Raw genomic sequence first — 14,574 nt, forward strand, 5'->3', positions numbered from 1 at the left:
CTGGAACCATGTCGCACCTCGATCCCTTTCTCACCCGGCTCGATCGCGCCCGGCTCGCCTCCAAGAGTCTCGCGACCGTGACCACCGCGCAGAAGAACGCCGCGCTCGAGGCCATCGCCACGGCGCTCGAGAACGGCGTCGACGAGGTCGTCGCGGCCAACGCGGAGGATCTCGCCCGCGGCGCCGAGAACGGCATCGGCGAGGGGCTGCTGGATCGCCTCCGGCTCGACGAGGACCGCCTGCGGGGGCTCGCGGCAGCCGTGCGCGAGATCATCGCCCTGCCCGACCCGGTGGGGCAGGTGGTGCGCGGCTCGACGCTCACCAACGGCATTGCGATCAGCCAGGTGCGTGTGCCGTTCGGCGTGGTGGGCGCCATCTACGAGGCGAGGCCCAACGTGACCGTCGATATCGCCGCGCTGGCGCTGAAGAGCGGGAACGGCGCAGTGCTGCGCGGCGGAACCGCGGCGGAGCACTCGAATCGGGTGCTGGTGTCGCTGATCCAGCGCGCCATCTCGAGCGTCGGGCTCGACGGCGACGCCGTGCAGACCATCGACGAGTTCGGCCGCGAGGGCGCGTCGCGCCTCATGCGCGCCCGCGGCTACATCGACGTGCTCATCCCGAGAGGCAGCGCGGGTCTGATCTCGACGGTCGTGCAGGAGTCCACGGTGCCCGTGATCGAGACCGGATCGGGGATCGTGCACGTGTACGTCGATGCCTCCGCCGACGAGGAGATGGCCGTGTCGGTCGTCAAGAACGCGAAGACCCACCGTCCGAGCGTGTGCAACGCCGCTGAGACGCTGCTGGTGCACCGCGAGGCGGCAGAGCGCATGCTGCCGCGCCTCGCGCGTGAGCTCGTCGGTGCGGGCGTCGAACTGAGCGGAGACGAGGCGACGCGCTCCTCCGCCGAGGGCGTGCTCGCGGCGGACGAGCAGACCTGGGCGACGGAGCACCACGCGCTGGAGATGGGCGTTCGGGTGGTCGAATCGCTCGATGAGGCGCTCGCGCACATCGAACGCTACTCGACGCGCCACACCGAGGCGATCGTCACGCAGGACTACGCGAACGCCGAGCGCTTCCTCGCGGAGGTGGACTCCGCGGTGGTCATGGTGAACGCCTCCACCCGTTTCACCGACGGCGGAGAGTTCGGCTTCGGTGCCGAGGTGGGGATATCCACGCAGAAGCTGCACGCGCGAGGGCCGATGGGACTGCCCGAACTCACGAGCACCAAGTGGCTCGTGCGCGGTGCTGGACAGATCCGCTGATCAAAACCAGTACACTGGTACTGTCTTTCAATCCGTCACGAATGCAGGGGTCTCAATGTCACTTCTCGCCACGATCGCCGTCGCCGCCGAAGAGGGGCACCACGTCGTCAACGAGCTTCCGTTCCCGGCCCCGATCTTCGGTGTGATCACCTTCGTGGCCTTCACCGCGCTCGCGATCGTCACCTTCTCGTTCCGCGACGTCGCCAACCGTCACGCGGCCAAGGCGGAGGCCTACGCCCGCGAGCATGGCGCCGAGCAGCACCACTAGGACTCGACCGGACGGTGTCAGCACAGCGTCGGATCGGGGTGATGGGCGGCACCTTCGATCCCATCCATCACGGCCACCTGGTCGCGGCGAGCGAGGTCGCACAGAGCTTCGATCTCGACGAGGTCGTCTTCGTGCCGACGGGGCGACCGTGGCAGAAGCAGAACGTCTCGCCCAGTGAGCATCGCTACCTGATGACGGTCATCGCGACGGCGTCGAACCCTCGGTTCACCGTGAGCCGCGTGGACGTCGACCGCGAGGGGCCGACGTACACCGTCGACACGCTGCGGGATCTGCGCGAGCAACTGCCCGATGCTGAGCTGTTCTTCATCTCGGGCGCCGATGCGGTCGAGCAGATCGTGAGCTGGAAAGACGTCGATCAGCTGTGGGAGCTGGCGCACTTCATCGCGGTGACGCGGCCGGGGCACGAGCTGTCGCTTTCTGGTTTGTCTGATGAGCACATAAGCTTGTTGGAAGTTCCCGCCCTGGCGATCTCGTCAACGGATTGCCGTGAGCGGGTGGCTCGGGGATATCCGGTGTGGTACCTCGTGCCGGACGGTGTGGTGCAGTACATTGCGAAGCACGGGTTGTACACCGAGGAAGCGACAGAGTAAATGAGTGAGCAGGACGAACAGCGACCGCTGACACGGCGCGAGCGCCGGCTGCGGGAGATGGCCGAGACCGGCACGCTGGACCTCTCGGAGGTGTCGGAGGCAACGGAGCCGCCGGCCGATCCGGAGCCCGCGCCGGCACCGTCTGCGGACGAGATCGAGATCTCGCCTTTCAACGAGGACGGTTCACCCCGCAGCAGACGCGAGATGCGTCAGCTGCGCGAGCAGGCCCTTGCCGCGCAGGCCGAGCCTACGGGCGATGAGCCCGCGGGGGAAGAAGCTGCGGGCGACGAGACTGCGGGCGACGAGACTGGGGCAGCCGAGCCGCAGCCGGAGCAGCTCGATGAGCCTGAAGCGCCGGACGCGGTCGACGCGCCCGCAGCGGAGGAGCCGGAGCCCGAGGCCCCCGTTGAGCCGGAGGCGGAGGTCGCGCCGGAGCCCGAGGTTGAGGTTGAAGCTGAGCCCGAGGTTGAAGCTGAGCCTGAGGTCGCAGCGGAGCCCGAGCCCGAGGTCGTTTCCGAGCCCTCGACGGACGAGATCGCCGATGCCGCGGACGCCCCGAGCATCGAGGCGGTTCCCCTGGAGGACGAGCCCGACTTCGATTCGCTGATCGCACCCCCGACCGAGCCCTTCACCGTCGCCGAACTGCGCGAGGCCGAGCAGCCGACCGCGGAGGCCGACGAGGATGAGGTCGCGGCGGAGGAGCCGCCCGCCGTCGACGAGGTCGCCGCGGAGCCTTCGAAGCCCAAGCGCCGATTCTGGCAGCGCAGCAAGGACGCTGCGGAGGGAACGCCCGCCGAGAGCGGAGAGGCGACGGCCGAGGACGCCGGTGCTGAAGACGCGAGTGTTGAAGACGCCGATGCCGAAAGCACCGGTGCCGAAAGCACCGGTGCCGAGCAGGCTGTCGCTGAGGGCGCACGTACCGAGGACGCCGAACCCGAAACGGTCTCCGCCGAGGGACCCGCCGACGCAGCCGTTGCCGACACTTTCGACGCTGTCGATGCGGCCGAACCGGTGGCGGCTACCGCTGTGATCCCGGAGCTTCCGGACACCGAGACCGACATCGCAGCCGCGGCTGCCGCGGAGCCCGCTCCGCAGCCGGAGGAGAGCCCCGAGCAGAAGACGAGCTACTCGTTCCCCGATATCGCGCCCCCCGAGGAGTGGCGATCGGTGTTCGACGATCCCAGCGCGCGCACGGTTCCCGACCAGGGCGGCAAGACGGGCGAGGGCGACTTCGACGAGCTCATCTCGCGAGCCGTCGCCCAGGAGGGATCGACCGGGGGTTCCAGCACCGCCGCGCTCATCCTCCCCTCGATGCCGGAGGACACCGGGGGACTGGCCGGTCCGCTCGGCGGAACGGGCGAGCTCTACGTGACCGGGTCCCTCAAACTGCCGAAGTCGCTGGGCGAGACCGGCGGGCATGCCGCGATGCACGACTCGATCGAGATGGACCCGATCACCGGGACCGAAGCGGACGAGACCCACACCACCGGACAGGGGCCGGCCCCGGTCTCGGCGCGCCACGCGGTGAGCGCGCGCGCCGCCTCGGGGATGCCCGTCGTCGCGAAGCCGACGAAGGAGCGCAGCAAGCTCCCCCTGGTGCTGTCGCTGACGGGCGGCGGCCTGCTGATCGCGGTCATCGCGCTGGGTGCGTGGGGCGCGAGCAACGGGTTCTTCGGGTAGCTCCCGCTGCGAACATGTACGACCGCGGACCGCGGGCCGACGATTGAAAGAACGGAACTGGAACCTGAAGTGACTCAGAATCGCGATGTGCTGACCGACCTCGGGATCGCGGTGCGCGCGGCTGACGAGAAGGGCGCGACCGGACCGGTCGCGCTGCAGGTGTCCGAGCAGTTCGGCCTCGCCGACGTGTTTCTCATCGTGAGCGGCAGCGTCGAGCGGAACGTGCAGGCCATCTCCGACGGCGTCGAAGACGCGCTCAATGAGGCGGGCGTGCGGACGGTGCGCCGTGAGGGCCGTGAGAGCGGCCGCTGGGTGCTGCTCGATTTCGGCGATCTGATCGTGCACGTCTTCCACCAGGAGGAGCGCGACTTCTACCAGCTCGAGAAGCTGTGGCAGGACTGCCCGCTCATCGACGTGGCATCGCTCCCCGCGGCGGGGGATGACGCGGCGGCTCCCACCGCCGACTGAACGGTCCCGGAACCGACTCGCCGAGCGGGAATCGGGGAGCGGGCGTAGGCTGGTCACCATGGACGCTTCAGGTGGATCCGCGTTGCTCGAACCCCTCGATGACACCGCGTTCCAGCGTGTGCTGGTGGTGGTCGCGCATCCCGATGATCCCGAGTACGGCACCTCGGCCGCGGTGGCCGAGTGGACGTCGCGAGGGATCGAGGTGGGGTACCTGCTGCTGACCTCCGGGGAGGCCGGCATGCAGCGCCCGCCGGAGGAAGCCGGGCCGCTGCGGGCCGAGGAGCAGCAGCGAGCGTGCGAGACCGTGGGGGTGGCGCACCTGACGATCCTCGATTTCCCCGACGGCATGCTGGAGTACGGGCTCGAGCTGCGTCGCGCCATCGCGCGCGAGATCCGGCGGTTCAGGCCCGACGTCGTGATCAGCGGTTCCGGGGATCTGCTCGTGCCGTGGGGCATCGATCACGCCGACCACCGTGTGGCCGGGCTCGCCGCCATCGACGCGGTGCGCGACGCCGACAATCGCTGGGTGTTCCCCGAGCTGCTGCGAGACGAGGATCTGGGCCCGTGGGGCGCGACATGGCTGCTGCTGACGGGCTCACGGCCCACCAGCTTCGTCGAGATCGGCGCGGAGAGCGAGCAGCGGGCGATCGCCTCGCTCGCCGCCCACGAGGCCTACCTCGCGGATCTGCCCTGGCATCCCGCTCCCGGGGATGCGATTCCCGAGATGCTGCGAGGGCAGGGGGCCGCGGCCGGGGTACCGCGTGCCGTCGCCTTCACCGCTCACCGGCTGCGCGGCGCGGAGTAGAGCCGCACGGCATCGCCCGAATTGCCGCCTACGCCCAGCCCTGAGCCGTGGACACGAGCGTGATGTCGTCCACGATCATGCCGGCGGGCTGCCGCAGGACGAACTCGATGACCGCCGCGTAGTCCTCCGGGGTCATGAGCGTGTCCTCGAGTCGCTCGTAGCCGTCGATGCCCTCGGTGAGCCGCGCGGCGAGTTCGGACCGCACGTAGCCTGTGGAGATGTACGCCGCGCGGATGCCCCGAGGGCTGAGTTCGGCCCGCAGATGCGAGGCGAAGGCCTTCATCGCGGCGGAGCCGGTGCCGTAGACCGTGGCGCCCCGGAGATAGGACTCGTCGGCGACCGACCCGAGGACGATCACGTCGGCTGCGCCGGAGGATGCGGCCTCGGCCTCCAGGGCCGGGAGCAGTCCGTGGACGAGCCTGATCGTGGCGATGAGGTTCGTGCGGATCAGGAGGTCCCAGGCGATCGCGGGCGTGTCTTCGAAGGCGGCGATCGTGGTGAGCCCGGCGCTCGCGATGATGCCCGACAGCCGGGGATGATCCGCGACCACCCGCTCGATGAGCGCCTCCATCGTCGCGGCGTCGGTGAGGTCGGCCTGCAGGAACGTCGGCCGGCGCGCAGCGAGCGGCTCCGGCAGCTCGAGCCGATCGATGACGATGAGGCGTGCACCGCGGTCGAGCAGATGATGGGCGGTGGTCAGGCCGATCCCCGAGGCGCCGCCGGTGAGCACGTAGGTCTTGTCGTCGAGCATCACACCGCCTCCCCGACGGGACTGAGCACGGCGCGGTGAACTGCGGTGCGCGCCGGAGCATCCGGCGGCACGGCCTTCGCCTCCTCCTCGCCGGGCAGGGTGGCCTCGAGTTCGGCGATGATCGCCGCCGCTTCGAGCGGGCCGCTGTAGATGAGGCCGTTCACGAAGAACGTCGGGCGCCGCGTCAGACCGAGCGTCTCCGCGTCCAGGTAGTCCTCCGAGACCCGGCCCCGCCACTCGCTGCGACGCAGATCGTCCTCGAGGCGAGAGAGATTCGCACCGATGTTGACCGCGGCGCGCAGGATCTGCCGGTCGTCGAGGGCGTCGTGCTCGCTCATGCGGTTCAGCTCGCTGCGCATCGCCCAGAACAGGCCCGGCGATTGCGCGGCGACGGCCTCCAGCGCCTCGGGCGTCTGCTCGGGCGTTCCATCGCCCTCCGGTCGGAGATGGCGGAAGACGAAGACGAGGTCTCCCTCGTAGTGATCGCGCACCTGCGTGACGACGTCTTCGGCCGGGAGGTCGTCGAACGCGCCGAAGGTTCCGTACTCGACGAGCGAGCAGCGGGCCGCGGGGGAGCCGATCAGGTGGTCGCGCCTCGGGTCGATCGGGCGGGAGAGCTCGGTGCGCTTGGGTGCGTGGGCGGCGTCGTAGCGGGCGGTGAGCGCCAGGGCGCCAGAGCCCAGCACCGCGGCGAGGAGCGAGCCGGCGATGACGCCGATCCTCGCGTCCGATTGCGCGACGGGATCCTTGACGGCCAGGTCGACGATGAACAGGGAGATCGTGAAGCCGATCCCGGTGAGCAGCGCGCCGGAGGCGATATGGCGGGTCTTCAATCCCGCGGGGAGTTCGCCCAGCCGCAGCAGACGGCCGAAGAACGGGGCGAGGAGCACGCCGAAGAACTTGCCGGCGATGAGGCTGACGATGATGCCCCAGGTGAGTGTGGACGTGAAAGCGTGGTGCAGGGACTCGCCAGTGATCAGCACTCCCGCGTTCGCGAGCGCGAAGACGGGCACGACGGCGAACGTGACCGTGCGGGCGAGGTTGAGCTGGAACCGGTCGTTCACGGAGACCGAGCTGAGGATCCCCTCGGCCGCGGCCTTGCCCTTGGCTGCACTGGGCGAGCGGCGGAAGCGCTGCGTGAGCTCCTCGGTGCGGCTGACGCTCTCGCGCTGCGGAGGGAATACCGGCAGCAGCAGCGCGAGCACGACACCCGCGATCGTGGCGTGCACCCCGGATTGCAGCACGGCGAGCCAGAGCAGCAGGCCGAGAACGAGGTACACGCCGCCGCGCCAGACCTGCCGGCGCTGCGCGACGAAGACGACCGCCGCGATCCCGAGCGCGATGAGGGCCCAGACGATGTCGAGCGCGCCCGTGTACACGAAGGCGATCACCAGCAGCGCGCCGATGTCGTCGACGACGGCGAGTGCGAGCAGGAACACCCGCAGCTGCGCGGGAATCCGTGCTCCGAAGGCCGCGAGGATGCCGATGACGAACGCGGTGTCCGTCGAGATGACCACCCCCCATGCGCCGATGTGGTCGCCACCGAGGTTGATGAGCACGAAGATCACCGCGGGCAGGACCAGGCCGAAGACCGCGGCGAGGAGCGGCAGGCTCGCGTGCCGCCAGTTGCGCAGTTCGCCGAGCACGAAGTCCTTCTTCACCTCGAGGCTGACGAGGAAGAAGAACAGCGCCATGAGGCCGTCGTTGATCCAGTGCTGCAGACTCATCTCCAGCCCGGCATCGCCCGCCTTGATGCCGACCTCGGTGTGCCAGAAGCGATTGTAGCTCTCGTGGGCGAGATTCGCCCAGAGGAGCGCCATGCCGGTCGCGATCAGCAGCACGACCGCCCCCGAGGACTGCAGAGCGAGGAAGCTGCGCAGACGGGTGGTGAACCGGCGCATCGTCAGACCCCCGCGGTTCGGATGGTGACCTCGGCGAGGTTCGCGCGGGGCGGCAGCGAGGTCATGAAGCTCACGAGATCGGCGGTTCGCTCAGGCCCCATCGACTCGCTGTTCCAGACCCGGAGGGGTGCCGGGGAAGTGCTCCCGGTCTCGAGGGCGTCGGCTCCGGCAGCGGCCTCGATGAACTGCGGTGCGACGTGGTGCACGCGCACCCCCTGGGAGCCGAGCTCGGCGCGCAGATGCCTGGCGAGCTGGTCGATGGCGGCGGCGAGCGAGGAGAACACCGCGTAGGACTGCGAGCGCTCCTGCACGGGGGCCGACCCGATCAGTACCAGATCGGCGGGCTTCCCGGCGGCTCCGGCGGCGAGCAGGCCGTCCATGAAGGTCTGCACCGTGTGCAGCGCTCCCTGCACGTTCGTGCGGATCATCGCGTTCCACTCCGCGGGCACGGCCGCCCGGAACGGAGCGGGGCGGAGGATGCCCGCGGCCACGACCAGGAGATCCGGATCGCTCCCGAACCGATCCCGGATCGTGTTGCGCGTCTCGACGAGGTCGAAGGCCTCGGTGACGTCGGCGCGAACGCGCATGGTGAGCGCGGGGATCCCGATGAGGTGCTCGAGGAGTTCGAGATGGCGCGCGTTGCGGGCGAGCAGCGCGGTGCGGATCCCGTCGCCGACCAGCCGGCGGCTGATGGCCGAGCCGAGCACCCCGGTCGCGCCGGTGACGAGCGCCGTGCGCCCCGCGTAGCCCTCCTGAGACATCGACTCTCCCACCCTCGTCGAATCGGCTCTTCGATTCCCAGTGTAGGAAGGCTGTGTTACGGCACGGCGGCGACCGGGTTTCGGCTCTCCTCGGCGTGCGAGGGCGGGTTCGATTCGGACCGGCTGGGCTCAGGGTGCCTGGAAGGCGCCCAGGATCGCGCCGACGGCGGTCACGCCGACGATCATGTAGCCGACGTTGATGAGCAGGTGCCGAAGGCTCTTGCCCTCGAACTGGTAGAGCTGCGTGATGGCCGCGGCGATGAGCACCCCGCCGGCCAGGCCGACGACGGCCCCGTGTCCGGCTGAGGTGTTGCCGGAGATCGCATCTCGGGCGGGGGTCTCCAAGCAAACCGTCTACAAGCAGTTCACGGACAAGGAACTGCTGTTCCGCGGGATCGTGACGGGGGTCACCGGGAAGGCCGACGCCGTCGTCGGTGTCATCGACGAAGCGTTCGGGCCGGTTCCGGCGGCGACCCGAGACGAGCTCGAAGCGCGGCTTCGCGGAGTGGCGAGGGTCTACCTCGACGGTGTGCTGCAACCGCAGGTGCTCTCGCTGCGCCGTCTCATCATCTCGGAGGCGGAGCGGTTTCCCGATCTGGCCGCCGACTACTACCGACAGGCGCCGACGCGGGGCATCGCCGCGGTCGCCCGGTGCCTGGAGCCGTACGTCGACGCGGGGCTGCTCGCAGCAGAGGACCTCCGCCTGGCGGCCGCGCACTTCGCGTATCTCGCGCTCGCGCCGGCGCAGGATCGGGCGCTCTTCATCCCCGCGGAGCTTCCGTCGCCGCAGGAGCGCGAGCGCCTCGCGGCCGCCGCCGCTCGTGCGTTCCTGGCCGCGTACGGCGTGACCCGGTGAAGCTCCGCCTTCGGCGTCGCGGCAACGTTATCGAAGTGCAATCTGTGAGTTCTTGACGTTCCGCCTCGGTGTCATCAGTGTCGAGGTAAGCGCAGAGCCGCGCACGGGCGCGGACACGGCGTGCAGCGTCGCCGCTGATGTCGGCGCTGACGGGACCGCCGCGGTATCGCGCGACTCGCAGTGGAGGAGCGTGGATGATGAACGAGGACACCCGTGCAGGCCGCTTCACCGGGCTCGCCCTGGCGATGCTCGCGACCGTCATGTTCTGCTTCTGGTGGGCGTTCAACGACGTCCGGCCCAACGCGCTGTCGTTCGGGATCGGGGGAGCCCTGGTCGCTCTGATCACCGTGCACGCGGTGCTGCTGGCGACCCGAGCGCAGAGTTCGGTGATCGCGCCGCTTGTCGCAACCGGTCTCTGGATCTTCGCGGCGGTCGCCGTCGGAGGACTGCTGCTGGCCGCGACGGCCGCGGGTGACGATGATCTTCGGCCGACGCCGCTGAACCTGCGAATGGTGTCGGTCGCGGCCTTCATCGCGGCCTACGCCGTGCTCGTCGTCGCCGTCAGATACTGGTGGATCGTTCGGCCCGTCGCCCAGTTGGTCGACGAGGTCACGACACCCGTGGAAGGGGAGACCGACGGCGATGTGTCGGGGGCGGGGCTGTGGGCCAGCGCCTATTTCATTCGCGAGCGTCGGGCCGCCCTGGCCCGACGGCTCGAGGGGGTCGACGCCGAGGGCACGGTGCGGCTGGCCGTCGAGGCGACGTCCGCGTACGCGGTCGCGAGGGGCGATACGAGGCTTGCTGACTCGTGGAAGGCGCTCGAGGGAGCACTTTCGGGTGCTCCGGGGGCGGCGATCAGCCCCGCTCGGATGGCCTTTCACACGCGCGCCATTCTCTTGGACCTCCACGACCGCAGGATGGCGTCCGTTCTCTACCTCTGGAAAGTGCAGAATCAGCTGTTCGTGTGCGTGGTCATCCTCCTGGGCGCGGTCGCATTCTTCGGGATTCAGGGGTGGGGCGCGCCCATGAGTGTCGCGGCTGTCGCGGCGGTCGTCGTGCGGGTGCGCTCGCTCGCACCGCTCGGCGACCCCGGCAAGTACGACGGCGGCGCGCGATGGATGACGCTCTTCATGACCCCGCTCGTCGGCGCCGTCTCTGCCGTGATCGGGCTGGCGCTCATCTCCGCGCTCTCCGCGCTCAAGCTGTTCAACGAGGATCTGCCCGAGGTGATCGGGCTGTCTTCGGGTGTGTGGGTCGGTGCGGAGGCGCCGGCGTTCGGTGTACTGGCGCTCGGCTTCGCCGCGGCGTTCGGGTGGTCGGCGCGAATGCTGGACACGATGCTCGCGGCGCTCACGGCGCGTGTGGCGAAGGAGGCGGAAGCGGAGGCGGACGGCCACGCTGCAGGGGCTGGTGGAGCCGGGGGACCGGGCGGCGGGGGAGCGGACGACACCGCGGAATCAGGCGGCACTGGGGGATCGGACGATACCGCGGATGAGGCCGTCGCCGAGAGTGAGAGCGAGGGCGGTGCGGCGAGCACCGGAGGCGGTCGAGACCCGAAGGCCTCCGAGACGCCGGAAACCCCGGGCGGTCCGAACGGCTCGCGCGGAACCCCGGAGGATCGAGCCGGCAGGCTCTCGAGGGTGCGGGGTGCTCGGAGAGCGAGGGGCCTCAGATGATCCCGTGATTCAGTCCTGAGCCGGAGCGATCGGAGCGAACGAAAAAAGAATCCCGCTCCGAGGAGCGGGATTCTTCGTGGTGGATCTGAGGGGACTCGAACCCCTGACCCCCTGCATGCCATGCAGGTGCGCTACCAGCTGCGCCACAGACCCAAGAAGTCGGACAAATGCTCACCCGACAACTCTTCGAGTTTACACCACGTGCCCGCGAGGAACGCAAATCGGCGCATCTCGGGCGCGCCGGAGCCGGACGCGGGGAGTAGAGTGGAGGGGCGCCTCGCAGCGCCCGGTGGTGGGGCTCACCGGATCAAACCTCGCACGAGCGACAACGGTCCCTATCTCAATCGCGACGCCGTAACGATTCACGGCGCGCAATTCCGGGATAGGAGTGTCAACGTGAAGTTCCCAGCAGTACTCCCCGACCTCGGGATCGTGGCGCTGGGCGGTGCCGCCGGCTCACTCGCCCGGTACCTGGTCACGCTCGCGGTGGGAGACACCGGGGCGTTCCCGCTCGCCACCTTCGGGATCAACGTCGTGGGCGCGTTCCTGCTCGGGGTGCTCGTCGAGGCCCTGACTCGGCTCGGCAGCGATCACGGGCGCTGGCGAAGCGTGCGGCTACTGCTGGGCACGGGGGTGCTGGGCGGGTTCACGACCTATAGCCTGCTCGCGGCGGATACGGCCGAGCTGCTGCTCGACGGTCGGGCCTGGGTGGCGCTGGGGTACGGCGTCGGCACCCTCGCGGTCGGCGGGGCGGCCAGCTGGCTCGGTGTACTGACCGGGCGCGCCCTCGTGCCGGGGGCTGCCCGCGGAGGAGCGCGATGAACGGGGTGTGGGTGGCGCTCGGGATCGCGGCCGCCGGGGGTGTCGGCGCCGCAGCGCGCCACCTCGTCGACAACAGCCTGCCCGATCGTGTGCGCGAGCGCTTCCCGTGGGGCGTCATGATCATCAACCTGACGGGCTCGTTCGCGCTCGGGATCCTGGTCGGCCTCGCCCTGGATCATCCGATCGCGAGCGTGGCGTCGATCGGCTTCCTGGGCGGCTACACTACCTTCAGCACCGCGAGCCTCGATGCCGTGCGCCTGCTCGCGGCGAAACGCACCGCGGCGGCCCTGTTCAACGGGCCGGGGATGCTGATTCTCGCGACCGCGCTCGCGGTCGCCGGGATCCTGCTCGCGCGATCCTGAGGCGACCGGTTCAGCGCACGCGCCGCACGTCGAAGCGCAGATCGGGATGCGCGTAGGCCTCCTGCGCCTCGATCAGCTGCAGTTCGCGCGAACCGGCCGCGAGGGTGCGCTCCAGCAGCGCGAACACGCTGGCGGTGGTGCGGGCCAGCGCCGCGGCCGCGTCGCCCGTGCTGCGGAAGTGCGCGGTGAACAGCGCCGCGGTGACGTCGCCCGAGCCGTTCACCTTGAACGGCAGGTGCGGGGTCTGCACGAGCCACGCGCCGTCGGAGGTCGCGGCGAGCATCTCGATGGTGCCCTCCGCGCGTTCGGGCCGTTCGACGCTCGTCACCAGCACGGTGGAGGGCCCGATCTCGCGCACCCGGTCGACGGCGTCCAGCGTCGAATCGAGCGTGTCGGGCGATGTGCCCGTGAGGAAGCCGAGTTCGAACTGGTTGGGGGTGATGAGGTCGGCGTGCGGCACGACGCGGTCCCGGATCAGGTCCTGCACCTCCGGCGCGACGTGGCAGCCCGACTTCGCGTTGCCGAGCACCGGGTCGCACGCGTAGATGGCATCCGGACTGTGGCGCTTCACGCGCGCGACGGCGTCGAGGATCGCGTCGCCGATGCTGTTGCCGCCCTGATAGCCGGAGAGCACGGCGTCCACGCCCTCGAGGCCCCCGCGCTCCTCGATCCCGGTGACGATCTCGCGCACGTCGTCGCCCGACATCAGCGGACCGCGCCAGGCCCCGTACCCGGTGTGGTTCGAGAAGCACACGGTGTAGACGGGCATGACCTCCACGCCGATGCGCTGCAGCGGGAACACGGCCGCCGAGTTGCCGACGTGGCCGTACGAGACAGAGGACTGGATCGAGAGGAACCGCATGCTCACGATCCTGCCAGCGGTCCAGGGGGTGGACCAATTTCAAGGCACCCGGATGGACCAGGCGTATTCAGATGGCGCGATCGGGAGTGAGGATCCCGTGCGGATCCAGCGCATTCTTGATGGCGTGCTGCACCGCGAGGGCTGTCGCGTCGAGCTGCCAGGGGAGCTCGTGCCGCTTGACCGAGCCGATGCCGTGCTCGCCCGAGATGGTGCCGCCCAGGGAGAGCGCGAGGCGTGTGATGTCATCGATCACGGCGTCCGCCGCGCGGATCCCGTCGGGATCATCGGGGGACTCGACGGTGCTGTGCAGGTTGCCGTCGCCCGCGTGCGCGACGGTCGAGACCCGCAGGCCGTGCCGGGCGGAGATCCCGGCGACGCCGTGGAACATCTCGGCGAGCGCGGCGACGGGCACACCCACGTCGCAGGAGATCTTCAGCCCGCGGGCGTTGAGCGCCGGGTTGGAGAGCCGCCGCGCCTCGAGCAGGGCGTCGGACTCGGAGATCTCGGTGTCGCTCGCCCCGTGCGCGGCGCAGATGCCGGTGATGATTCCGGCCTTCGCCTCGGCGTCGAGTCCGACGGTCTGGCCCACCAGCATCGCCCCCGGGGGCACCACGAGGCCGCTGGGGTGGAACGACTCGATGATCTCGACGCTCAGCGCGTCCATGAGTTCGAGCACCTCCGGCTGCGCGGGGCCGCCCACGATCGCCGTGACCGCTCGGCCCGCGTCCTCGATGCGGTCGAAACTCGCCCGGAAGGTGCGGGGCGAACCCTCGGGCACCGGCTTCAGACGCACGGTGGCCTCCGTGATGACGCCGAGGGTGCCCTCCGAGCCGACGAAGAGGCTCGTGAGGTCGTATCCGACGACGTTCTTGCGCGTGCGCGCGCCGGTGCGCATCACGCGGCCGTCGGCGAGCACCACCTCCAGGCCCGCGACGGAGTCGGAGGTGACCCCGTGCGAGACGCAGCGCAGGCCGCCGGCGTTCGTCGCGATATTGCCGCCCACCGTGCACAGCCGCGCGCTCGCGGGGTCGGGCGGGAAGAAGAGTCCCTGCTCGCGGCAGGCGTCGTCGAGTTCACCCGTGATCACGCCCGGCTGCACGACGGCGAGACGGTTCGCGCGATCGATCTCGAGGATCCGGTTCAATCGCTCGAGCGAGACGACGAGGCCGCCGTCGTAGGCCATGGCGCCGCCGGTGAGGCCGGTGCCCGCGCCGCGCACGCTGACGCGCACGCCCGCGGCGTGCGCCCACGCGAGAGCGACCGAGACGTCGGCGGTCGACTCGGCGAGCACGAGCGCAAGCGGCGCGCCCTCGGCGACGGCGCGCGAGCTGTCGCGCGCGTACGGGGCGATCAGCTCGGGATCGACCACGAGCCGTTCGCCCAGTGCCTGCTGCAGTTCGCCCAGCCTGTCCATGCCGCCTCCGGTTCTCATCGCCCGCCGTGGTGAACCTTCAGGCTATCGCGCCATCACTGCCCATCGCGCTCCGCG

16 protein-coding genes and 1 tRNA gene are annotated in these 14,574 nt (G+C 70.0%); 10 read left to right on the forward strand and 7 right to left on the reverse strand.

Annotated elements, in window-relative coordinates; translation table 11 throughout:
• Positions 1-8 precede the first annotated feature (8 nt).
• From AMS65_RS08665 to AMS65_RS08690, 6 genes are all read left to right on the forward strand, one after another.
• Positions 9-1,262 (forward strand): glutamate-5-semialdehyde dehydrogenase, encoded by a 1,254-nt coding sequence (locus AMS65_RS08665; RefSeq protein ID WP_053383774.1) that lies wholly within the window; start codon positions 9-11, stop codon positions 1,260-1,262.
• 55 nt (positions 1,263-1,317) lie between these two features.
• Entirely contained in the window at positions 1,318-1,530 is a 213-nt protein-coding gene (locus AMS65_RS08670; RefSeq protein WP_053383775.1) for a hypothetical protein, read from the forward strand.
• Positions 1,531-1,544: 14 nt separating this feature from the next.
• Positions 1,545-2,141, forward strand: coding sequence for a nicotinate-nucleotide adenylyltransferase (gene nadD, locus AMS65_RS08675; RefSeq protein ID WP_083451572.1), 597 nt, complete (start codon positions 1,545-1,547; stop codon positions 2,139-2,141).
• Complete coding sequence (locus AMS65_RS08680) at positions 2,142-3,821, forward strand: hypothetical protein (protein ID WP_053383777.1); 1,680 nt, start codon at positions 2,142-2,144, stop codon at positions 3,819-3,821.
• A 69-nt stretch (positions 3,822-3,890) separates the two neighbouring features.
• On the forward strand, positions 3,891-4,289 hold the full coding sequence (rsfS, locus tag AMS65_RS08685) for a ribosome silencing factor (RefSeq protein ID WP_053383778.1): 399 nt from the start codon (positions 3,891-3,893) through the stop codon (positions 4,287-4,289).
• 58 nt (positions 4,290-4,347) lie between these two features.
• Complete coding sequence (locus AMS65_RS08690; protein WP_053383779.1) at positions 4,348-5,094, forward strand: PIG-L deacetylase family protein; 747 nt, start codon at positions 4,348-4,350, stop codon at positions 5,092-5,094.
• Between the two features lie 28 nt (positions 5,095-5,122).
• Here the strand turns inward: AMS65_RS08690 and AMS65_RS08695 are convergent, their stop codons facing one another.
• The 4 genes from AMS65_RS08695 to AMS65_RS19055 all read right to left on the reverse strand — a co-directional run bounded on the left by AMS65_RS08695 (position 5,123) and on the right by AMS65_RS19055 (position 8,852).
• A complete protein-coding gene (locus tag AMS65_RS08695) occupies positions 5,123-5,845 on the reverse strand; it encodes an SDR family oxidoreductase (protein ID WP_053383780.1) in 723 nt (240 codons plus the stop codon).
• Positions 5,845-7,746, reverse strand: a complete 1,902-nt coding sequence (gene nhaA / locus AMS65_RS08700) for a Na+/H+ antiporter NhaA (RefSeq protein ID WP_053383781.1) — start codon at positions 7,744-7,746, stop codon at positions 5,845-5,847. Before nhaA ends, AMS65_RS08695 begins: the two co-directional genes overlap by 1 nt.
• Before the next feature lie 2 nt (positions 7,747-7,748).
• Positions 7,749-8,507 carry an SDR family oxidoreductase gene (locus tag AMS65_RS08705; RefSeq protein ID WP_053383782.1) on the reverse strand — a complete coding sequence of 253 codons (759 nt, stop codon included), beginning with the start codon at positions 8,505-8,507 and terminating at the stop codon, positions 7,749-7,751.
• Between the two features lie 129 nt (positions 8,508-8,636).
• Complete coding sequence (locus AMS65_RS19055) at positions 8,637-8,852, reverse strand: DUF1761 family protein (RefSeq protein WP_083451603.1); 216 nt, start codon at positions 8,850-8,852, stop codon at positions 8,637-8,639.
• Here AMS65_RS19055 and AMS65_RS08710 point away from each other — a divergent pair.
• Positions 8,818-9,363, forward strand: a complete 546-nt coding sequence (locus AMS65_RS08710) for a TetR/AcrR family transcriptional regulator (protein WP_053383783.1) — start codon at positions 8,818-8,820, stop codon at positions 9,361-9,363. The genes AMS65_RS19055 and AMS65_RS08710 overlap by 35 nt on opposite strands.
• Before the next feature lie 197 nt (positions 9,364-9,560).
• Entirely contained in the window at positions 9,561-11,039 is a 1,479-nt protein-coding gene (locus AMS65_RS08715) for a hypothetical protein (RefSeq protein ID WP_157502169.1), read from the forward strand.
• Positions 11,040-11,116: 77 nt separating this feature from the next.
• On the opposite strand, the gene AMS65_RS08720 is transcribed toward AMS65_RS08715, so the two are convergent.
• Positions 11,117-11,192, reverse strand: a tRNA-Ala gene (locus tag AMS65_RS08720).
• A 243-nt stretch (positions 11,193-11,435) separates the two neighbouring features.
• Between AMS65_RS08720 and AMS65_RS19785 the strand changes: the two genes are divergently transcribed.
• Both AMS65_RS19785 and AMS65_RS08730 read left to right on the forward strand, forming a co-directional pair.
• Positions 11,436-11,861: a fluoride efflux transporter FluC gene (locus tag AMS65_RS19785; RefSeq protein ID WP_053383785.1), complete on the forward strand. Its 426-nt coding sequence runs from the start codon at positions 11,436-11,438 to the stop codon at positions 11,859-11,861.
• On the forward strand, positions 11,858-12,223 hold the full coding sequence (locus AMS65_RS08730) for a fluoride efflux transporter FluC (protein ID WP_053383786.1): 366 nt from the start codon (positions 11,858-11,860) through the stop codon (positions 12,221-12,223). The genes AMS65_RS19785 and AMS65_RS08730 overlap by 4 nt, the downstream gene beginning before the upstream one ends.
• Before the next feature lie 10 nt (positions 12,224-12,233).
• Here the strand turns inward: AMS65_RS08730 and pdxY are convergent, their stop codons facing one another.
• Positions 12,234-13,085: a pyridoxal kinase PdxY gene (pdxY, locus tag AMS65_RS08735; RefSeq protein WP_053383787.1), complete on the reverse strand. Its 852-nt coding sequence runs from the start codon at positions 13,083-13,085 to the stop codon at positions 12,234-12,236.
• Between the two features lie 67 nt (positions 13,086-13,152).
• Complete coding sequence (locus tag AMS65_RS08740) at positions 13,153-14,499, reverse strand: FAD-binding oxidoreductase (protein ID WP_053383788.1); 1,347 nt, start codon at positions 14,497-14,499, stop codon at positions 13,153-13,155.
• Positions 14,500-14,574: the final 75 nt, after the last annotated feature.

It is taken from the genome of Leucobacter celer subsp. astrifaciens, from assembly GCF_001273835.1.
GTDB classification, from domain to species: domain Bacteria; phylum Actinomycetota; class Actinomycetes; order Actinomycetales; family Microbacteriaceae; genus Leucobacter; species Leucobacter celer.